General features: G+C 63.7%; 16 protein-coding genes. 11 read left to right on the forward strand and 5 right to left on the reverse strand.

The features are described 5' to 3' along the window. Positions 1-13: 13 nt before the first annotated feature. Positions 14-2,068, reverse strand: a complete 2,055-nt coding sequence (locus tag KI241_RS06875; RefSeq protein WP_212803494.1) for a S9 family peptidase — start codon at positions 2,066-2,068, stop codon at positions 14-16. Positions 2,069-2,169: 101 nt separating this feature from the next. On the opposite strand from KI241_RS06875, the gene KI241_RS06880 reads away from it, so the two are divergent. The 7 genes from KI241_RS06880 (at position 2,170) to KI241_RS06910 (ending at position 8,049) form a co-directional block, all read left to right on the forward strand. Beyond that, positions 2,170-2,667 carry a hypothetical protein gene (locus KI241_RS06880; RefSeq protein ID WP_042732977.1) on the forward strand — a complete coding sequence of 166 codons (498 nt, stop codon included), beginning with the start codon at positions 2,170-2,172 and terminating at the stop codon, positions 2,665-2,667. 32 nt (positions 2,668-2,699) lie between these two features. Then, positions 2,700-3,476: a class II glutamine amidotransferase gene (locus tag KI241_RS06885; RefSeq protein WP_212803495.1), complete on the forward strand. Its 777-nt coding sequence runs from the start codon at positions 2,700-2,702 to the stop codon at positions 3,474-3,476. Between the two features lie 12 nt (positions 3,477-3,488). Continuing rightward, complete coding sequence (locus KI241_RS06890; RefSeq protein WP_042732979.1) at positions 3,489-4,031, forward strand: DUF2937 family protein; 543 nt, start codon at positions 3,489-3,491, stop codon at positions 4,029-4,031. A gap of 299 nt (positions 4,032-4,330) precedes the next feature. Continuing rightward, positions 4,331-5,617, forward strand: a complete 1,287-nt coding sequence (locus KI241_RS06895; RefSeq protein WP_042731663.1) for an MFS transporter — start codon at positions 4,331-4,333, stop codon at positions 5,615-5,617. A gap of 61 nt (positions 5,618-5,678) precedes the next feature. Then, positions 5,679-6,431 carry a 5-oxoprolinase subunit PxpA gene (locus tag KI241_RS06900; protein WP_042731662.1) on the forward strand — a complete coding sequence of 251 codons (753 nt, stop codon included), beginning with the start codon at positions 5,679-5,681 and terminating at the stop codon, positions 6,429-6,431. After that, on the forward strand, positions 6,428-7,132 hold the full coding sequence (gene pxpB, locus KI241_RS06905; protein ID WP_042731661.1) for a 5-oxoprolinase subunit PxpB: 705 nt from the start codon (positions 6,428-6,430) through the stop codon (positions 7,130-7,132). The genes KI241_RS06900 and pxpB overlap by 4 nt, the downstream gene beginning before the upstream one ends. Next, positions 7,129-8,049, forward strand: coding sequence for a biotin-dependent carboxyltransferase family protein (locus KI241_RS06910; RefSeq protein ID WP_042731660.1), 921 nt, complete (start codon positions 7,129-7,131; stop codon positions 8,047-8,049). The genes pxpB and KI241_RS06910 overlap by 4 nt, the downstream gene beginning before the upstream one ends. 117 nt (positions 8,050-8,166) lie before the next feature. Here KI241_RS06910 and KI241_RS06915 read toward each other — a convergent pair whose 3' ends face one another. From KI241_RS06915 to KI241_RS06925, 3 genes are all read right to left on the reverse strand, one after another. Beyond that, positions 8,167-9,345: a VWA domain-containing protein gene (locus KI241_RS06915; RefSeq protein ID WP_042731659.1), complete on the reverse strand. Its 1,179-nt coding sequence runs from the start codon at positions 9,343-9,345 to the stop codon at positions 8,167-8,169. Between the two features lie 34 nt (positions 9,346-9,379). Beyond that, entirely contained in the window at positions 9,380-10,225 is an 846-nt protein-coding gene (locus KI241_RS06920; protein ID WP_042731658.1) for a MoxR family ATPase, read from the reverse strand. Between the two features lie 168 nt (positions 10,226-10,393). Next, positions 10,394-11,470 carry a DUF748 domain-containing protein gene (locus KI241_RS06925; RefSeq protein WP_212803496.1) on the reverse strand — a complete coding sequence of 359 codons (1,077 nt, stop codon included), beginning with the start codon at positions 11,468-11,470 and terminating at the stop codon, positions 10,394-10,396. A 130-nt stretch (positions 11,471-11,600) separates the two neighbouring features. On the opposite strand from KI241_RS06925, the gene cysK reads away from it, so the two are divergent. Beyond that, positions 11,601-12,575 (forward strand): cysteine synthase A, encoded by a 975-nt coding sequence (cysK, locus tag KI241_RS06930; protein WP_042731656.1) that lies wholly within the window; start codon positions 11,601-11,603, stop codon positions 12,573-12,575. 324 nt (positions 12,576-12,899) lie between these two features. Then, positions 12,900-13,838 (forward strand): aspartyl/asparaginyl beta-hydroxylase domain-containing protein, encoded by a 939-nt coding sequence (locus KI241_RS06935; protein ID WP_042731655.1) that lies wholly within the window; start codon positions 12,900-12,902, stop codon positions 13,836-13,838. 98 nt (positions 13,839-13,936) lie between these two features. On the opposite strand, the gene KI241_RS06940 is transcribed toward KI241_RS06935, so the two are convergent. Further along, the gene (locus tag KI241_RS06940; protein WP_047739224.1) at positions 13,937-14,839 is read right to left on the reverse strand and encodes a DMT family transporter; all 903 of its coding nucleotides are present in this window, start codon (positions 14,837-14,839) and stop codon (positions 13,937-13,939) included. Positions 14,840-14,969: 130 nt separating this feature from the next. Between KI241_RS06940 and aceK the strand changes: the two genes are divergently transcribed. Continuing rightward, positions 14,970-16,691 carry a bifunctional isocitrate dehydrogenase kinase/phosphatase gene (aceK, locus tag KI241_RS06945; protein ID WP_212803497.1) on the forward strand — a complete coding sequence of 574 codons (1,722 nt, stop codon included), beginning with the start codon at positions 14,970-14,972 and terminating at the stop codon, positions 16,689-16,691. Positions 16,692-16,886: 195 nt separating this feature from the next. Continuing rightward, complete coding sequence (gene hrpA / locus KI241_RS06950) at positions 16,887-20,798, forward strand: ATP-dependent RNA helicase HrpA (RefSeq protein ID WP_123579496.1); 3,912 nt, start codon at positions 16,887-16,889, stop codon at positions 20,796-20,798. The last annotated feature ends 200 nt before the right edge of the window (positions 20,799-20,998 follow it).

Genomic DNA, 20,998 nt, shown 5'->3' on the forward strand with positions numbered 1-20,998 from the left:
CATCCAGAGTTCCTCAGGCCTTGCCCAAAACCTTCAAGACAAATGCATATTCGAGGGCTACGTCACGCAATCCCTGGTAGCGCCCGCTCATGCCCCCGTGGCCTGCGCCCAGTTCGGTCTTGAGCAGCAAGGGGTTGTCGTCGGTCTTGGTGGCGCGCAGTTTCGCCACCCACTTGGCCGCTTCCCAGTACTGCACGCGGCTGTCGTTGTAGCCGGCGATGACCAGCAGCGCCGGGTATGCCTGGGCCTTGACGTTTTCGTACGGGGCGTAGGCGCGGATCCGATCGTAGACGTCCGGCTCCTGCGGGTTGCCCCATTCGTCGTATTCGGTGACGGTCAGTGGCAGCTCCGGGTCGAGCATGGTGTTGAGCACATCGACGAACGGCACTTCGGCAATGGCGACCTTGAACAGCTCCGGGCGTTGATTGAGCACCGCGCCGATCAACAGGCCACCGGCGCTGCCGCCACTGATCGCCAACTGCTCGGCGGTGGTGAAACCGTTGGCGATCAAATGCTCGGCGCAGGCGATGAAGTCGCTGAAAGTGTTGGCCTTGTGCTCCTGCTTGCCGGCGCGGTACCAGGCTTCGCCCAGTTCACCGCCACCGCGTACGTGGGCGATGGCGAACGCCACGCCGCGATCGAGCAAACTCAGCCGTGCGTGGGAAAACCAGGGGTCGAGGCTCTGGCCATAGGCGCCGTAGCCGTACAGGTACAGCGGCACCGGTTGGCCGAGGGCCTCGCGCTTGACCACCAGGCTGATAGGAACTTGCGTGCCATCCGGGGCCGTGGCCCAGATCCGCTGGCTGACGTAGGCGTCGGCATCGAACGGCCCCAGCACCGGGGTTTGCTTGAGGACCACCTGCTCACCGCTGGCCAGGTCCAGTTGGCGGATCTGCGCGGGGCGGTTCAAGGCTTCGTAACGCAGGCGAATGCGCGGGCTGGAAAACTCCAGGCTGTTCTGCACGTGCAGGCTGTAGGCGGCGTCCGGCAGTTGCACGCGATAGGCCGGCAGGTCCTGTGGGTGGACTTCGATGATCGGCAGGCCACCTTCGCGCAGGCTCAGGGTCATCGCCTCGGCATTCAGGCTCAGGCCGTCGATCATCACCGTTTCGCTGTGGGGAATGAGGTTCTGCCAGTCGGCTTCGGTCGGCGCTATGCCGGTGTCCGCGGCCTGGTACAGGGCAAAGTTGATGCCGTCGCGGTTGCTGCGGATCAGCCAGGTCCACTGGCCATCCAGCAGGCCGTGGTCGACGTCGTATTCGTGGTGTTCGCGCCGTGGCGCCAGGCAAGTGAAAGGCTGTTGCGGGTGCGCGGCATCCAGCACCCAGGCTTCGCTGGTGGTCTTGCTGCCCAGGGACAGGATCAACTGGCGCTCGGAGCTGGAACGGTAGCAGTGCAGGAAGAAACGTCCATCCGGCTCGTGGAACACTTCTTCGGCGGCGGTGCCATCCAGGCGATAGCGCCAGAGCTTGTGGGGGCGATGGGTGTCGTCCAGTTCGCCGAAGAACAGCGTCAGGCTGTCGTTGGCCCACGTCATGCTGCCGTCGCAGTGTTCGAAGGACAGTTCACTGATCTTGTCGTTGGACAGTTCCTTGACGAACAGCGTGTAGATCTCGTCGCCGGTGGTGTCCAGGCTGTAGGCCAGGCGCTGGTGGTCGGGGCTGATGCTGAACGCACCGAGGGAAAAGAAACCGCCGCCCGCCAGCGCGTTCGGGTCCAGCAGCAGTTGTTCGCGACTCTCGTCCACGCTCAGGCTGTCGTCGGCCGGACGCGGGCAGCGGTAATGGCGCGGGTATTCGTCGCCGGCGGTGGTGCGGGTGTAGTACAGGTACGGTCCCCAGGGCGAGGGCAGGGACAGGTCGGTCTCCAGGATCCGTCCCTTGATCTCCTGGAACAGGGCCTCGCGCAGGTCGGCCTGGTCGGCGAGTTGGTCTTCCTGGTAGCTGTTTTCGGCCTTGAGGTAGTCGAGCACCGCGTCGGTGTCGCGTTCCTGCAGCCAGGCGTACGGGTCCACCCCGGCGTCCCTGCGGGCAATCGGGGCGTTGGAAACGTGGGCAGATAAGGACATGGAAGGCTCTCGAACGTTGTACGAAAAGGGGCTTGGCAGACGCCGGGGCAGCCTGACGAGCGAAAAGTCGTTACTATAAGCGCCTCTTTGCCTGCCTTGCCATGGACACCATGACCGAGAACGACTATCTGATCGCCTGGGGCCTCTATGCCTTCGCGGCCCTGGGCTGCCTGCTGGTGTGGATGCGCATGACCCGCTGGATGTGGCGCTGGTTGCGCGAGCCGCTGCGCTTGCTGATGGCGGTGTTGCTGTTCTGCCCGACCATTGTCGACCCGGTGAAGGACAAGTTTGCCCCTGCCGTGGCCATTGTCGCCCTGGACGTGCTGTTCAAGGTGGGCAACAACGTCTGGCGGGCCGCGTCCGACCTGCTCATGTACGGCATGATCGCGTTCGGCGTCTACTTGCTCTTCGCGCTGGTGCGCTTGCCCATCGAGCGCGCATCCAATGCCCGCAAGGCACGTGCCGCCGCCGCAAAAGCCGCTGCCGCCGCCGATGAGCCCGAGGATGAGCCGCCGTTCGGCGTGGCCGGCGATGATCGCTACGGTCGTCCGCCGGTGCCGAGCAATCCCCAGCGTTCGCGCATCGAACCGCGCCTGTAGCCAAGCCTGCCTTTTGAAGCGAGAGTCCGAGCATGTGTGAGTTACTGGGCATGAGCGCCAATGTGCCGACCGACATCGTGTTCAGCTTTACCGGGCTGATGCAGCGCGGGGGCAAGACCGGGCCGCACCGGGACGGCTGGGGCATCGCCTTCTACGAAGGCCGGGGCTTGCGCCTGTTCCAGGACCCGGCCGCCAGCAGCGAGTCGGAAGTGGCGAACCTGGTGCAGCGCTATCCGATCAAGAGTGAAGTGGTGATCGGGCATATTCGCCAGGCCAACGTCGGCAAGGTCTGCCTGGCCAACACGCACCCGTTCGTGCGCGAGCTGTGGGGCCGCAACTGGTGTTTCGCCCACAACGGCCAGCTCGCGGATTTCCAGCCGGGCGTGAGTTTCTACCGCCCGGTGGGCGACACCGACAGCGAAGCGGCCTTCTGCGATTTGCTCAACCGCGTGCGCCAGTCCTTCCCGGAACCGGTGGACGTGGAGCAACTGCTGCCGGCGCTGATCGAAGCCTGCGGCGAATACCGTCGCAAAGGCGTGTTCAATTGCCTGTTGAGCGACGGCGACTGGCTGTTCTGCTATTGCTCGACCAAACTGGCCCAGATCACTCGGCGTGCGCCATTCGGCCCGGCACGGCTGAAGGATGTCGACGTGATCGTCGATTTCCAGGCCGAAACCACGCCCAACGACGTGGTCACGGTGATCGCCACCGAGCCCTTGACCGAAAACGAAACCTGGACCCGCTACGAACCGGGCCAATGGAGCCTGTGGCGGCGCGGCGAATGCGTCAGCCAGGGCCGGACCGAATAAGGACGTCACGCTATGTTGCTCAGTTATCTACGGCTGGTGTTGTTCGCGATTGGCCTGCTGGTGGGGGTCCAGGTGCCGGGCTTCATCAATGATTACGCCAAGCGGGTCGAGGCCCACCTGATCGAGGCACAGACAGGCCTGCAAGGTTTCCAGGGCACCGCCAACCAGTTTTTCAAGGGTGACATGCAGGCCCTGGTCGCCCATTACCGCGCCAGCGAAGACCCGATCTTTCGCAGCGACGCCGACAGCCTGAACACCTTGCTCGTGCGCCAGCAGGCCTTGGACAAGCAGTTCCAGGCGATGCAGGGGCCGTGGTACATCCGCTTGCTGCAAGTGGCACTGGCCGCAGACCCGGACATTCGCAAGGAAACCTGGAACGGCTACAGCTACCAGATCCTGCTGACCCCCGAGGCCATGGTCTGGGGCATCAGCGGCGCAATGCTGCTGTCGTTCGGCCTGGAATGCCTGTTCCGCCTGATCGACTGGGTCGTGCTGGGCGGCAAGCGCCTGCGCCAGAGCCGACCGATCGAAGAGCGGGATTTGCGCGGGCTTTGACGCTCACGCTAGAACGCTTTTTGTGGCGAGGGAGCTTGCTCCCGCTTGAGTGCGAAGCGCTCATCGCTTTTTTGGGGCCGCTGCGCGCTGGAGCGCCAGCCCGGCCCAGCGGAGCAAGCTCCCTCGCCACAAAGGCTTTGCGCCGTTTCCGCGGGTAGTTCTACCCATCAACTTTTTCTTATGACCCGTCCGAGGTTTTATTAGTTGGACGCGCCGGCGCCTGCGCTCAAGAATCACGGCACCCGATCCCGACGTTTGCAGCGTCGAGGCTTAAAACAATAAAACCGTGGAGAACCACCATGAGTGCACCCGACATGCTCGGCGTCCCCGAGTCCAAGGCCCGTTCCGGCCCGTTCGATTGGTATCGCAACATCAACCAACAGGAACGTCGCACATTCTGGAGTTGCAAGATCGGCTACGCCTTGGACGGCATGGACACGCAGATGCTCAGTTTCGTGGTGCCGACGCTCATCGCGATGTGGGGCATCACCACCGGTCAGGCGGGGCTGATTCACACCAGCACCCTGATCGCCTCGGCACTTGGCGGTTGGGTGGCCGGCATTCTCTCGGATCGTATCGGCCGGGTCCGCACCCTCCAACTGACCGTGCTGTGGTTCGCGTTCTTCACCTTCCTCTGCGGCTTTGCCCAGAACTACGAACAATTGTTGATCGCCCGTACGCTGATGGGCTTCGGCTTCGGCGGCGAGTGGACCGCTGGCGCGGTGTTGATGGGCGAGGTGATTCGCGCCAAGGACCGTGGCAAGGCGGTGGGCATGGTGCAATCGGGATGGGCGCTGGGTTGGGGCATGACGGCGATTCTGTACGCGCTGCTGTTCTCGGTGCTGGCGCCGGAAGACGCCTGGCGCGCGCTGTTCATCCTTGGCATCGTGCCAGCGGTGTTCGTGATTTTCGTCCGTCGGCTGGTCAAGGACCCGGAGGTCTACAACCAGACCAAGGCCCGCCTGGCGTCTGGCAATAACGCCAGGTTCTACGAGATTTTCGCCCCCGGCATCCTCTTCACCACGATCCGCGCTTCGCTGCTGACCACCGGCGCCCTGGGTGGCTACTATGCAATCACGTCCTGGCTGCCGACGTTCCTGAAGAACGAGCGCGGCTTGAGCGTGCTGGGCACCGGTGGCTACCTGGCGATGGTGATCGTCGGCTCCTACGTGGGTTACGTCATCAGCGCATACTTGTCGGACATACTGGGGCGCAAGAAAAATTTCGTCCTGTTCGCCGTCGGCTCGTTCACCATCGTGCTGCTGTACACCCAGGTGCCGGTGAGCAATAACGTGATGCTCTGGCTGGGCTTTCCCCTGGGCTTCTTTGCCTCCGGGATGTTCAGCGGCATGGGCTCGTTCCTCACCGAGCTGTTCCCCACACGTATCCGGGGCTCGGGCCAGGGTTTTTGCTACAACATTGGTCGGGCGGTGGCGGCATTGTTCCCGCTGCTGATCGGCCTGCTGAGCCAGCGGGTGCCGTTGAGCGTCGGGATCGGTGCGTTTGCGGCCGTGTCCTACGGCGTGGTGATCCTGGCGGCCCTGAGCCTGCCGGAAACCCAAGGCAAGCAACTGGAAGCCGAGTAACGAGTAACCTGGGGGTGTGTGCCCCCAGGGTCAGAAGAAAGTACCTACAGGAGCGTTCAGCGTGAACCGCCTGCTATTGAATTGTGACATCGGCGAAAGCTTCGGCAGTTGGACCATGGGTCTGGACGCCGAAGTGATGCCCTTCATCGATTGCGCCAACATCGCCTGCGGCTTTCACGCCGGCGACCCGAGCATCATGCGCAAGACCGTCAGCCTGGCCCTGGCCAACGGCGTGCAGATCGGCGCACACCCGGCCTATCAGGACCTGGCCGGCTTCGGCCGCCGCTCCATGGCCTACGCTGCCCAGGAACTGCAGGACCTGTTGCACTACCAGATCGGCGCCCTCGACGGCATCTGCCGGGCCCAGGGTGGACGGGTCAGCTACGTCAAGCCGCACGGCGCGATGTACAACGACATGATGGCCAACCCGGCGCAGTTGCGCGCGGTGATCGAGGCGGTGGCCCACTATGACCCGGACCTGCCGCTGATGCTCATGGCGACCCGGGATAACAGCGCCGCCCAGGCCCTGGGTGACGAATATGGCCTGACGTTGTGGTTCGAAGCCTTCGCCGACCGTGCCTACGACAGCGCTGGCCGCCTGGTGTCGCGGCAGGCGCCGGGGGCGGTGCATCACGATCCCGAAGCCATCATTGCCCAGGCCCTGACCATTGCCCGTGGCGATGCCTTGGCCGCCAGCGATGGCAGCGCGTTGATCCTGCACGCCAATACCTTGTGCGTGCACGGTGACAACGCCAGCTCCGTGGCCGCCGTGCAACGCATCCGCGAAGCGCTGGACCGGCAGCGTGCGTCATGAAGCCACGTGTGGAAGTGGTCGCGGTGGACTGCCTGATGGTGCGCCTGTTCGATGAAATCGCCGAAGACAACATGCCGTGGATGCTCGCCGCCAGCGAGCGCCTGCGCGCGGTGTTCGCCGCCGACCTGATCGACCTGGTGCCGTCCTACACCACGTTGATGGTGCATTACGATCTGTTGGCCTTGAGCCCGGCGCAGGCCCGGTCGCTGGTCAGCGAGGCGCTGAACCATTTGTCGCCCGATGCTCGCTCGGCTGGGCGCTGCCATGTGCTGCCGGTGTGGTACGACCTGAGCGTCGGACCGGAACTTCTGCTGTTGTCGGGTCGCAGCGGGTTGACCGTGGAGCAGGTGATCCGGCGCCACAGCGAACACGAATACCAGGTGTTCGCCCTGGGCTTCGCTCCGGGGTTTGCCTTCATGGGGTTGGTGGACGAAGCGCTCGCCGCGCCGCGCCTGGACACGCCGCGCAAGCGGGTGGCCGCAGGCAGCGTCGGGATTGCCGAGCGCCAGACCGCGGCGTACCCGCTGGTGTCGCCTGGCGGCTGGAACCTGATCGGCCGCACCCCGGCCAAACTGTTCGACCGTGAACGTGACGGCTACAGCCTGATGCAACCCGGCGACACGGTGCGTTTTGTCGCCGTGGACCGCGCCGAGTTCATCCGCTTGGGCGGCGATGACACACCCCAGGAGGCCCAGGCATGAGCCGCTTATTGATCCAGGCCAGCACCCCGCTGTGCCTGTTGCAGGACGCCGGCCGCTTTGGCGTCCGCCACCTGGGCGTGACCCAGGGCGGTGCGGCGGATTGGCTGTCGATGGCCTGGGCCAACTGGATGCTGGGCAATGCCCTGGACGCGGCGGTGGTGGAAGTCACCCTTGGCGGCTTCACGCTGGTGGCCGAGGACGACTGCGTGCTGGCGCTGGCCGGGGCCGACCTGGGCGCCCGGGTGGACGGCCAGGCCGTGGCGCCTTGGCGCTATTTCAGCCTGCGCAAAGGCCAATCCCTGGCGCTCACCCAGCCCGTGCTGGGGGCTCGTGCCTACCTTGCGGCCCCTGGCGGCTTCGAAGCCCCGGCGGTGTTGGGCAGCCGGGCAACGGTGGTGCGCGAAGCGCTCGGCGGGTTGGATGGGCTGGGGCGGGCGTTGGCTCGCGGCGAGCGCTTGAGCTATGGGGGGGCGGCCACGCCTCGGCCGATGCCGGGCCGGTTGATCCCGGATTTCCAGCAGGCTCAGCCGCTGGAGCTGATCCTGGGCGCGCAGAACGGGGCGTTCAGTGGCCGCAGCCTGTTCGATGCGTTCAACACGCCCTGGACGCTGGACAGCCGCGCCGATCGCATGGGCATCCGCCTGCTGGGAACGCCGCTGGAGTACCAGGGCCCGCCGATGATTTCCGAAGGCATTCCCCTGGGGGCCGTGCAGGTGCCGCCGGACGGCCAGCCCATCGTGTTGCTCAACGACCGGCAAACCATCGGTGGCTACCCGCGCCTGGGCGCCTTGACCCCGCTGGCCCTGGCCCGGTTGGCGCAATGCCTGCCGGGGGCGCAGGTGCGGTTGCGGCCGGTGGTGCAGGAGGTGGCGCATCGGCAGCAGGTGGAGTGCTTGCGCGGTTTTCTCGACCGCTAAAAGCATCGCGAGCAAGCTCGCTCCCACAGGGGATCTCATGTGTGACGAAGATCCAGTGTGGGAGCGAGCTTGCTCCGGGCGGCGATCCGACGATGAGGCCCTAAAGGGCACCAACGATCACTTGGAAAGAAACCGCATCCCTTCCTCCAACCCTCGCAGGGTCAGCGGATACATCCGGTCCTCCACCAGTTCCCGCACGATGTTGGTGGAGGCGGTGTAGCCCCAGGTGTCCTTGGGGTAGGGGTTGATCCAGATGAGTTTCTTGTACTTCTCCATGAAGCGCTGCATCCACACGTAGCCCGCTTCTTCGTTCCAGTGCTCGACGCTGCCGCCCGGCTGGGTGATTTCATAGGGCGCCATGGCGGCGTCGCCGATGAAGATCACTTTGTAGTCGGCGCCGTACTTGTGCAGCAGGTCCTGGGTGGAGGTGCGTTCGGAGGTGCGGCGCAGGTTGTTCTTCCACACCGACTCGTACACGAAGTTGTGGAAGTAGAAGTACTCCAGGTGCTTGAACTCGGTCTTGCAGGCCGAGAACAGCTCTTCGCAGATCTTCACGTGGGCATCCATCGAACCGCCGATGTCGAACAGCAACAGCAGCTTGACGGTGTTGCGCCGCTCCGGCCGCATCTGGATGTTCAACAGGCCGGCATCCCGGGCGGTATGGTCGATGGTGCCGTCGATGTCCAGCTCTTCGGCCGCGCCCTGGCGGGCAAACTTGCGCAGGCGGCGCAGGGCGATCTTGATGTTGCGGGTGCCCAATTCCACCTGGTCGTCGAGGTTCTTGTACTCGCGTTGGTCCCAGACCTTCACGGCCTTGCCCTGGCGCTTGCCGGCGTCGCCGACACGGATGCCTTCGGGGTTGAAACCCCCGGAGCCGAACGGGCTGGTGCCGCCGGTGCCGATCCACTTGTTGCCGCCGGCATGGCGTTCCTTCTGTTCTTCCAGGCGCTTCTTGAATTCCTCGATCAGCTTGTCGAGGCCACCCAGGGACTGGATCTGCGCCCGCTCTTCATCGGTCAGCGAGCGCTCGAACTCCTTGCGCAACCAGTCTTCGGGGATCAGCGCCTGGAGATGATCGTCGAGTTTCTCCAGGCCATTGAAGTAAGCGGCGAAGGCCCGGTCGAACTTGTCGAAATGGCGTTCGTCCTTCACCAGGATCGCCCGGGACAGGTAATAGAACTCGTCCATGTCGGCGAAGATCACCCGCTGTTTCAGCGCATTGATCAGGTCCAGCAGTTCACGCACCGACACGGGCACCTTGGCGGCGCGCATCTCATTGAACAGGTTCAGCAGCATGGCAGTTGCCCTCGCGCTTGTTGACGAAGAGGGCTCAACGCGTGCCGCGACGGCTCATGAACGCCAGGCGCTCAAGCAGCTGCACGTCCTGTTCGTTCTTGACCAGGGCACCGGCCAGCGGCGGGATGGCCTTGGTGGGGTCGCGCTCGCGCAGGACCGCGTCACCGATGTTGTCGGCCATCAACAGCTTGAGCCAGTCCACCAGCTCGGAGGTGGAGGGCTTTTTCTTGAGGCCCGGCACCTTGCGCACGTCGAAGAACACGTCCAGCGCTTCGCTGACCAGGTCTTTCTTGATATCCGGGTAATGCACATCGACGATCTTCTGCAGCGTCGCGCGGTCCGGGAAGGCGATGTAGTGGAAGAAGCAGCGGCGCAGGAAGGCGTCCGGCAGCTCCTTTTCATTATTGGAGGTAATGATGATGATCGGCCGCTGCTTGGCCTTGATGGTTTCGTCGGTCTCGTAGACGTAGAACTCCATCTTGTCGAGTTCTTGCAGCAGGTCGTTGGGGAACTCGATGTCGGCCTTGTCGATCTCGTCGATCAGCAGGATGACCCGTTCCTCGGACTCGAACGCTTCCCAGAGCTTGCCTTTCTTCAGGTAGTTGCGCACGTCATGGACCTTGTCCACACCCAGTTGCGAGTCCCGCAGGCGGCTGACCGCGTCGTACTCGTACAGGCCTTGGTGAGCCTTGGTGGTGGACTTGATGTGCCAGGTGATCAGGCGGGCGCCGAAGGACTCAGCCAGTTGCTCGGCCAGCATGGTCTTGCCGGTGCCCGGTTCGCCCTTGACCAGCAGCGGCCGCTCCAGGGTGATGGCGGCGTTGACGGCCAGCTTCAGGTCATCGGTGGCCACGTAGGCGCGGGTGCCTTCGAACTTCATCTGCGGATTCCTCGAACGTGTCGTCGGCCCGGCGAGGCGGGGCGCGCGAAAATAAATGTCGTGCCCGACTATAACGCGACGTCCCGCCGACTGTGAACGCAGACGCTGTATTCAGTCTCTGAATGGAGCGTCACATGTTGACCCGGTCTCACTACAGGATTGATGCGCCTAGTCTTTGGATGGCGGTGGCTGTTCATAGCGGGCGTTGAAGGCCTGGACGAAGCCGTTGCGCAATATCTGCAGGAAGGCTTCGAAGGCGCTGATGTTCTGTTGATGGACATTGCCGCTGAGTTCGACCCGGGTGGCGAACTGGTTCTTGCGCTGGTTCTTCAGTGCCGTTTCACCCGCGCCGACCAGCGCTTCCCAGACCGAGCGGAAAATGTTCTTTTTCTCGTTTTCCACGTCCTGCTGCCAATCGAAGACGTCCACATCGCGCAGCAGCGGCTTGATGTAGCCGCTGAGCTTGGCGTCGGTCGCCTGCGCTTCGATCACCAGGTCGCCGTGGCCGGCGTTGAAGTCGAACTTGCCATAGGCCGCGGCGAAGTCGTTGAGGCGCTTGAGTTCGATGTCCGTGGCCCGCAGGCGGAAATCGAAATCCTCGAAATTGCTCAGTGGATCGAAGGTGGCCAGCACTTCCAGGGGCGCGTGCTCGGCCACCAGCGCCTTGCCCTCGAAACGCGCGTCACGCTTGCCTTCGGTGTCGACCACGTTGGTCAGGTTATAGAAGCTGGCATTGACGTCGGTGGCCCGCAGGTTGACGGGCGGCTTGGAGTTGAAGTTGCGAAAGGTCACGTGGCCATCCCTGATCCGCACTTCGTTGAAGGTGATGGGCAGCAGTTTGCTCAGTTGTTCGCGCCAGTTGGTGCCCTGACCGGTCTGGGAGTTCTGTCGGTTGCCACCGCCGTCGACGAAGTTCACTTCGGGCCGGGCGAACTCCGCCTCGGCCACCACCGCATGGTCGTACCACAGCGAATGCCAACTGACGGACAAATCGACCAGCGGTGCATCGACGAAAGGCACCGGGACCTTGCCGTCGACCTTGATGATTTTCAGGCCGTTGATCCGATAGGCCCCGCGCCACCAGGTCAGGTCCACGTCGGTGACTTGGCCGCGATAATCGCCCATATTCGCCAACTTGTCGTTCAGGTAGTCGCGAACCAGATAAGGCAAGGTGAAGTGCAAGGCCACCAGCAGCACGACGAGGGCGGCGAGTCCCCACAGTGGCCAGCTGTATCGACGCTTCATGTCAGTCAGTCTCCAGCGTTGTTAAAGCCATTGACCGTTGTCGCCGTGCGAACGTTCGGTGCAACTGGACGCCCATGGGCAACAGGCTTACCTTAAAGCGCTTAACTATCCGCAGCCTCAAGGACCGGTCATGAGCCGCATATTCGTCGACAACGCCCATTCCATTGGCAATACGCCGCTGGTGCAGATCAACCGCATCGCGCCGCGTGGCGTGACCATCCTGGCCAAGATCGAGGGGCGCAACCCGGGTTATTCGGTCAAGTGCCGGATCGGCGCGAACATGATCTGGGACGCCGAAAGCACCGGCAGGCTCAAGCCGGGCATGACCATCATCGAACCGACCTCGGGCAACACCGGTATCGGCCTGGCGTTCGTCGCCGCCGCCCGCGGCTACAAGCTGATGCTGACCATGCCGGCGTCCATGAGCGTCGAGCGGCGCAAGGTGCTCAAGGCCCTGGGCGCGGAACTGGTGCTCACCGAGCCGGCCAAGGGCATGAAAGGCGCCATCGAGAAGGCCGCCGAGATCCTCGCCAGCGACCCTTCCCGCTATTTCATGCCGCAGCAGTTCGAAAATCCGGCGAACCCGGCGATCCACGAAAAAACCACCGGCCCGGAAATCTGGAACGACACCGATGGCGCGGTGGATGTGCTGGTCGCGGGGGTCGGCACCGGGGGAACCATCACCGGCGTTTCACGGTATATCAAGAACACGTGTGGCAAGCCGATCCTGTCGGTGGCGGTCGAGCCCGAAACCTCGCCGGTGATTACCCAGGCGATGGCGGGGCAGGAGATCAAGCCCAGCCCCCACAAGATCCAGGGGATCGGTGCCGGCTTCGTGCCGAAGAACCTTGACCTGTCGATCGTCGACCAGGTCGAGCGGGTCACCGACGAGGAGTCCAAGGCCATGGCTTTGCGCCTGATGCAGGAGGAGGGCATCCTCTGCGGCATCTCTTGCGGCGCTGCGATGGCCGTGGCCGTGCGCCTGGCGGAAAAACCGGAAATGCAGGGCAAGACCCTGGTGGTGATCCTGCCGGATTCGGGCGAGCGCTATCTGTCGAGCATGTTGTTCAGTGATTTGTTCACCGAGCAGGAGATCCAGCAGTAACGGCCAAGCAATCGAGGCTTTTTGTGGCGAGGGGATTTATCCCCGTTGGGTTGCGAAGCGACCCCAAACCCGACCCCGAGATAAATGGAGCCGGATGAGTTGTTGGGACTGCTGCGCAGTCCAGCGGGGATAAATCCCCTCGCCACAGTGGACTGCATCAGCCAACGTTCAGCTCATGCGTGTTAAGAAGGGCATTGTTGCGTCATTCTCAACAGTGAATGTTGCCTGGGGCGGTTTCTTCCCCGGGCAAGGCTCTATACCATGGCCGGCCGTCGCGCCGGGCTGATGGCGTTGCGCAAGTCGTTTTGGACAAGGAGTTTTACAATGACCGTTTCGTTTGTCGCCAAGGCCTCGGTATTGCTGCTGTTCCTGGGCAGTACGCTGTATGTGCACTTGCGCGGTCGCGCGCGTTTGCCGGTATTGCGCCAGTTCGTCAATCACTCGGCCTTGTTCGCCCCCTACAACGCCTTGATGTACCTGTTTTCCGGCGTGCCCTCCAAGCCCTACCTGGACCGCAGCAAATTTCCCGAGCTGGATGTGCTCAAGGACAACTGGCACGTCATTCGTGACGAGGCCATGCACCTGTTCGACGAGGGCTACATCCGGGCCGCGGAAAAGAACAACGATGCCGGCTTCGGATCGTTCTTCAAGAAAGGCTGGAAGCGCTTCTACCTCAAGTGGTACGACAAACCGCTGCCGTCTGCCGAGCTGCTGTGCCCGAAAACCGTCGAGCTGGTCAGCGCCATTCCCAACGTGAAGGGCGCAATGTTTGCCCTGCTGCCGGGCGGTAGCCATCTGAACCCTCACCGGGACCCGTTCGCCGGTTCCCTGCGCTATCACCTGGGGCTGTCCACGCCCAATTCCGACGACTGCCGGATCTTTGTCGACGGCCAGGTCTATGCCTGGCGTGATGGCGAAGACGTCATGTTCGATGAGACCTACGTGCACTGGGTCAAGAACGAAACCCCGCAAACCCGGGTGATCTTGTTCTGCGACGTCGAACGCCCGCTGAAAAGCCGGCTGATGACCCGTCTCAACCGCGCCATCAGTGCCTTCCTCGGTCGCGCCACCGCACCGCAGAACCTCGACGACGAACGCGTCGGCGGGATCAACCAGGCTTACGCCTGGAGCAAGAGGTTCAGTGACGGCTTCAGTGGTCAGGTCAAGCAGTGGAAGCGCAAGCATCCCAAGGCCTACCGGGTGATGCGCCCCGTGTTGGCGGTGCTGGTGCTGACGGCCCTGGGCTACTGGTTGTTCGGCTGACCTATGGCGAGGGAGCTTGCTCCCGCTGGGTGGCGCAGCCGCCCCAGAAAACGAGGGCCGCTTCGCGCCCGGCGAGAGCAAGCTTCCTCGCCACGGCCTTACTCTACCTCAACAGGCTTCGTCACCCCTGGCTTCAACACCAGCCACAACGCCGCCGCAATCAGCACCCCGCCATACAGATGCGCCATGCCCAGCGGCTCATCCAGCAGCAACGCCCCCCACAACACGCCGAACGGCGGGATCAGGAAGGTCACGGTCATGGACTTGACCGGACCGATGGAACTGAGCAGCCGGAAGTACAGAATGTACGCCAGTGCCGTGCACACCAGCCCCAACCCCAGCAGCGACAACCAGACGCTCCAGCCGCCCCAGCTGGCCGGGGGCTGGCTGATGGCGGTGTAGCCGAACAGCGGCAGCAAGAACACCGTGGCGCCGAACATGCTGCCCAGCGCGGCGAGGCGGCTGTCCAACCCCCCTTGATGATCGAGCCAGCGGCGAGTGAGGAAGCCGGCAAAGCCATAGCAGGTGGTCGCCAGCAGGCAGGCGAGGGCGCCCATCAGCAATTGCAGGTCGAAGGCCACCGGCCCGGCGCCGGTCAGGATACCCACCCCGAACAGGCCCAGGAACACCCCGCTGACCTTGGCCACGGTGAGTTTTTCGCTGAAGAACAGGCCGCCGATCAGCACGCCCATCAATGGCGTGGTGGCGTTGAAGATGGCCGAGTAGCCGGCGGGCAACACCTGGGCCGCCAGCGAGTAGAACGTGGCCGGGATGCCCGAGTTGATCAGGCCCAGCACCATCACCACTTTGAGCTTGCCGCGAAAATCAAAGTCGATACGCATCAGCGTCAGGATGACCAGCAGGCCGACGAAGGCGATGGACACGCGAAAAAATGCAGTGGGGATCGTGCCAATGACGGGGGCGATAATGCGCATGAACAGAAAGCTGGCCCCCCAGATGGCGGCCAGTGATAGCAAACGCAGGGTATCGACGAGGTTCACGGTGCTTTCCTGGCAGAATCGGGCGACAAGTGTCGCTGCCCCGGATACCGATGGCAATGGTTGCGCTGGCGCGCGATTGGCCTCTAAGCTCAGTCGCCAATAACAAGCCTGACCCGCCGAGGTTCACCCTATGCCGCAACCATGGCCCGCCACCGATATCGCCCGTTCGATCCTCGAAGGCTTCGACGATTATCGCGAGCATTTCCGGCAGATTACCGACGGCGCCCGCGCCCGGTTCGAGCAGGCCCAGTGGCTGGAGGCGCAAGCGGCGTCGGCGGCGCGGATCAATCTGTATGAAGAAAAAGTCTTTGAAACCGTGGCGCGGCTGCGCAAGGCCTTCGAAGCCGAGGCGTTGATGGACGTGGGCTGCTGGCCGCTGGTCAAGAGCGCCTACATCAGCCTGATCGACCTGCGTTTCGACGATGAACTGTCGGAAACCTGGTACAACTCGATCTTCTGCGGGCTGTTCAGCCACGACCTGATCAGCGACGGCACCATGTTCATCCACACCACCCGGCCCAGCCTGCGCCGGGCCCGGGCCGCCCAGACGCGTACCTACAAGCCCCAGGGCCAGCTCGACCGGATGCTGGCGAACATCTTCGCCGACTACCGCTTCAGCGAGGACTACGCCGACCTGCCGGGCGACCTGCAGCGCCTCGAAGCCCAACTGCGCGAGAACCTGCCGGACTGGGTCTGCAAGGACCCGGAACTGACGGTGGAGTTGTTTTCCTCAGTGCTGTACCGCAACAAGGGCGCCTACCTGGTGGGCCGGATCTACACCCAGGACGACCAATGGCCCCTGGTGATCCCGCTGTTGCACCGCGAAGGCCGGGGCATCCAGATCGACGCGCTAATCACCGACGAGGCGCAGGTGTCGATCATCTTCTCGTTCACCCGTTCGTACTTCATGGTGGACGTACCGGTGCCGGCGGAATTCATCGGCTTTCTCAAGCGCATCCTGCCGGGCAAGCACATTGCCGAGCTGTACACCTCCATCGGTTTCTACAAGCACGGTAAGTCCGAATTCTACCGGGCGCTGATCAACCACCTGGCCAACACCGACGACCAGTTCATCATGGCGCCGGGGGTACGCGGCATGGTCATGAGCGTGTTCACCCTGCCGGGCTTCAACACTGTGTTCAAAATCATCAAGGACCGTTTCTCGCCGTCGAAAAACGTCGACCGGGCCACGGTGATCGAGAAGTATCGCCTGGTGAAAAGTGTCGATCGGGTTGGGCGCATGGCCGATACCCAGGAGTTCGCCGACTTCCGCTTCCCGCTGAGCAAGTTCGAGCCGGCCTGCCTGGAAGAACTGCTCGACGTGGCACCGTCCACGGTGTCGGTGGAGGGCGATACCGTGCTGATTCGCCATTGCTGGACCGAGCGGCGCATGACGCCGTTGAACCTCTACCTGGAAAACGCCAGCGAGGCCCAGGTGCGCGAGGCGCTGGAAGACTACGGCCTGGCGATCAAGCAACTGGCGGCGGCGAACATTTTCCCCGGTGACATGTTGCTCAAGAACTTCGGCGTGACCCGCCACGGCCGCGTGGTGTTCTACGACTACGATGAGATCTGCTTCCTCACCGAAGCCAACTTCCGCCACATCCCCCAGCCCCGCACGCCGGAAGACGAGATGGCCTCCGAGCCCTGGTATTCCATCGGCCCGCTGGACGTGTTCCCCGAGGAATTCCCACCGTTCCTGTTCGCCGACGTGGGCCAGCGCAAGCTGTTCGACCAATTGCACGGCGAGCTGTACAACGCCGATTACTGGAAAGGCCTGCAAGAGGCGATCCGGGCGGGGAAGGTGATCGATGTGTTCCCGTATCGGCGCAAGGACTTCGACAGCGAGTGACTTCGCAGACCCGCGAAGTACTCGTGGCGAGGGAGCTTGCTCCCGCTGGGCTGCGCAGCGGCCCCAAAAGCGGCGAGCGATGCACACTCGAGCGGGAGCAAGCTCCCTCGCCACAAAAGCGGTTTGCTGTCGGCGTCCCTTGCGCAAATCTGCGACAATCGCCCCCTGCTCAAAACGACGATCCTTGCGTACCTGATGACTGACCAAGCCCCCGCTATCGACAAGCTGCTGAAGAACCTCGACCACGCCATGCTCGCCGACCGTCACCGGTTGCGGCGCCAGTTGCTCGAGCTGCGCAAGAAACCCGACGAGGCCAAGCTGGCCCAGTGGGTGGCGCGCATGCAGGCATCGTGTGACCAGGTGCTGGCGCGCAAGGCCAGCCTGCCGGTGATTCGCTACGACGACAATCTGCCGATCGCGGCCAAGCGCGATGAAATCAAGGACGCGTTGCTCAAGCATCAGGTTCTGATCATCGCGGGCGAAACCGGCTCGGGCAAAACCACCCAGTTGCCAAAGATCTGCCTGGAAATCGGTCGCGGCCAGCATGGCCTGATCGGCCACACCCAGCCGCGCCGTATCGCCGCTCGCAGCGTTGCCAGCCGGGTCGCCGAGGAACTGGCGACGCCGTTGGGCGCGCTGGTGGGCTACCAGGTGCGGTTCGAGGACCAGAGCGACGCCAACACCCTGATCAAGCTGATGACCGACGGCATCCTGCTGGCCGAGACCCAGAACGATCGCTACCTCGAACGCTACGACACGATCATCGTCGACGAGGCCCACGAACGCAGCCTGAACATCGATTTCCTGCTGGGCTATCTCAAGACCCTGCTGCCGCGCCGCCCGGACCTGAAAGTCATCATCACCTCGGCGACCATCGATCTTGAGCGCTTCTCCAAGCACTTCGACGATGCGCCGATCGTGGAGGTCTCGGGGCGCACCTTCCCGGTGGAAACCTGGTATCGGCCGCTGACCCTGGAGCAGGACGAAGAAGGCAACCGGGTCGAAGACGACCTGACCGTCGACCAGGCGATCCTCGCCACCCTCGATGAAATCGCCGCCCATGAACGCAGCGAGCGCCGTAGCCCCGGTGACGTGCTGGTGTTCCTGCCAGGCGAGCGGGAGATTCGTGACGCGGCGGAAATGCTGCGCAAGGCCCAGCTCAAGCACACCGAGATCTTGCCTTTGTATGCGCGCTTGTCCCCGGCCGAACAACAGCGAATTTTCCAGTCCCATCCGGGGCGGCGCGTGGTGCTGGCGACCAACGTCGCCGAAACCTCGCTGACCGTGCCGGGCATCCGCTACGTCATCGACAGCGGCACCGCGCGTATCAGCCGCTACAGCTACCGGGCCAAGGTCCAGCGCCTGCCCATCGAAGCCATTTCCCAGGCCAGCGCCAACCAGCGCAAAGGGCGCTGCGGGCGGGTCGAGCCGGGGATCTGTGTGCGGTTGTACAGCGAGGAGGATTTCCTCGGCCGGCCGGAATTCACCGACCCCGAGATCCTGCGCACCAACCTGGCGGCGGTGATCCTGCAGATGCTGCACCTGCGCCTAGGTGAGATCACCGATTTCCCGTTCATCGAGCCGCCGGACGGCAAGGCCATCAGCGACGGTTTCAACCTGCTGCAAGAGTTGTCGGCGGTGGACCGCAATGGCCAGCTCACGGCGTTGGGCCGCCAGTTGGCCCGCCTGCCGGTAGACCCGCGCATGGGTCGCATGCTGCTGGAAGCGGCGAAGCTGGGAAGCCTGCAGGAGGTGCTGATCGTGGCCAGCGCCATGTCGGTCCAGGATCCGCGCGAGCGTCCGCCCGAGCGCCAGCAGGCCGCCGACCAGGCCCACGCCCAGTGGAAGGACACGGACTCGGACTTCGCCGGGCTGGTCAACCTGTGGCGCGGTTTCGAAGAGCAGCGCCAGGCCCTGACCGCCAGCCCGTTACGCAACTGGTGCCGGAAGAACTTCCTCAACTACTTGCGCCTGCGCGAGTGGCGCGACGCCCATCGGCAATTGAGCCTGATCTGCCGCGACCTGCAGTTGAGCCTCAACAAGGAACCGGCGGATTACCCGAAGCTGCACAAGGCGGTGCTCTCGGGGCTGCTCAGCCAGATTGGCCAGAAGACCGAGGACGGCGACTACCTGGGGGCCCGTCAACGGCGGTTCTGGGTCCACCCGTCATCGGGCCTGGGCAAGAAACGCCCGCAGTGGCTGATGACCGCCGAGTTGGTGGAAACCACCAAGCTGTATGCGCGCATGGTCGCCAAGATCGAGCCGGACTGGATCGAGCCGCTGGCCGGGCACCTGATCAAGAAGAACCATTTCGAACCCCATTGGGAGAAGAAGCGCGGGCAGGTGGTGGCGTACGAGCAGATCACCCTGTTCGGGCTGATCGTGGTCGGTCGTCGGCCGGTGCACTACGGGCCGGTGGACCCGGTGGTCTCCCGCGAACTGTTCATCCGCGAAGCGCTGGTGCGTGGCGAGATCCAGTCCCGGGCCAAGTGCCTGGGGGCCAATACCAGGCTGCTGGAGCAGCTCGACGAGCTGGAGGCCAAGGCCCGTCGTCGCGACATCCTGGCGGATGAAGAAACGCTGTTCGGTTTCTACGACGCGCGCTTGCCAGCGGAGATCCACCAGACCGCGACGTTCGACAGCTGGTATCGCATCAACAGCCAGAAAGACCCGCAACTGCTGATCATGCGCGAAGAAGACGTACTGGCTCGCGAGGCCAGCGAGGTCACCGCCGCGTACTACCCGGACACCTTGCGCGTCGGCGACCTGACCTTGCCGTTGAGCTACCACTTCGAGCCCAACCACCCCCGCGATGGCGTGACCTTGCGCGTACCGGCGCCGCTGTTGCCGATGTTGCCACCGGAGCGCTTGGAGTGGCTGGTGCCGGGGATGATCGAGGCCAAGTGCATCGCCCTGGTGCGCAACCTGCCCAAGGCCTTGCGCAAGAATTTCGTGCCAGTGCCGGACTTCGTCAAGGCCGCGCTGCAACGCATCACCTTCGCCGAGGGTTCGTTGCCCCAGGCCCTAGGGCGTGAACTGCTGCGCATGACCGGGGCGCGGGTTAGCGACGAAGCCTGGGTCGAAGCGGCGCAGCAAGTCGAAAGTCATCTGCGCATGAACCTGGAAATCGTCGACGGCCAGGGCAAGTTCCTCGGCGAAGGCCGCGACCTGGCCGAACTGACGGCGCGCTTTGCCGAGGCCAGCCAGGCCGCATTGGCGGTGCCGCAAACGGCGAAAAGCCAGGCGCCGGTGGAGGCGAAAGTCTTTGCGCCGGTGGCCGAGAAAACCCAACAGAAGATCGCCGGGCTGTCGATGACGGTCTACCCGGCGCTGGTGGAAGAGGGCGGCGTGGTCAAGGAAGGGCGCTTCCCGACACCGGCCGAAGCCGAGTTCCAGCACCGCCGCGCCTTGCAGCGCCTGTTGATGCAACAACTGGCCGAGTCCGCCAAGTTCCTGCGCGGCAAGCTGCCGGGGCTGACCGAGTTGGGCCTGCTGTATCGCGAGCTGGGGCGCATCGACAGCCTGGTCGAAGATATCCTGCTGGCGAGCCTCGACAGTTGCGTGCTGGACGGCGAGGCGAGCCTGCCCCGCGACGGCGCCGCGCTCGCCTCCCTGGCCGAGCGCAAGCGCGGCGGGTGGACCGAGCACGCCGAGCGTCTGGCGAAGCTGACCCTGGACATCCTCAAGCTCTGGCACGGCCTGCAAAAGCGCTTCAAGGGCAAGATCGACCTGGCCCAGGCCGTGGCTCTGAACGACATCAAGCAGCAGCTCGGCCACCTGGTGTACCCGGGCTTCGTGCGCGAAACTCCGCATCAATGGCTCAAGGAACTGCCGCGCTACCTCAAGGCCATCGAGCAGCGCTTCGAGAAGCTCGGCGGCCAGGTGCAGAAGGACCGAGTCTGGAGCGGCGAGCTGTCGAACCTCTGGGCCCAATACCAGGCCCGTGCCGACAAACATGCCCAGGAAGGCAAGCGCGACCCGCAACTGGAGTTGTACCGCTGGTGGCTGGAGGAATACCGGGTGTCGCTGTTCGCCCAGCAGTTGGGCACCAAGGTGCCGATTTCCGACAAGCGCCTGGGCAAGCAATGGGGGCAGGTGGAAACGTGACCTGCGCCTAACCCTTGTGCGAGCGGGCTTGCCCGCGAATGCGGTGGCACATTCAGCACTCGTGTCGATTGACGCACCGCTTTCGCGAGCAAGCCTGCTTCCACAGGAAGATGTGCCATAGCTCATGGGAGTGACGCCAAACCCCAGGGTTTATGGCAAACTTCGCGCCTATAAATGCCGGTCCCGTGGTTGTTGAGCTT

Origin of the sequence: Pseudomonas sp. Cab53, from assembly GCF_018325965.1 — a bacterium.
Taxonomy (GTDB): Bacteria; Pseudomonadota; Gammaproteobacteria; order Pseudomonadales; family Pseudomonadaceae; genus Aquipseudomonas; species Aquipseudomonas chlororaphis_E.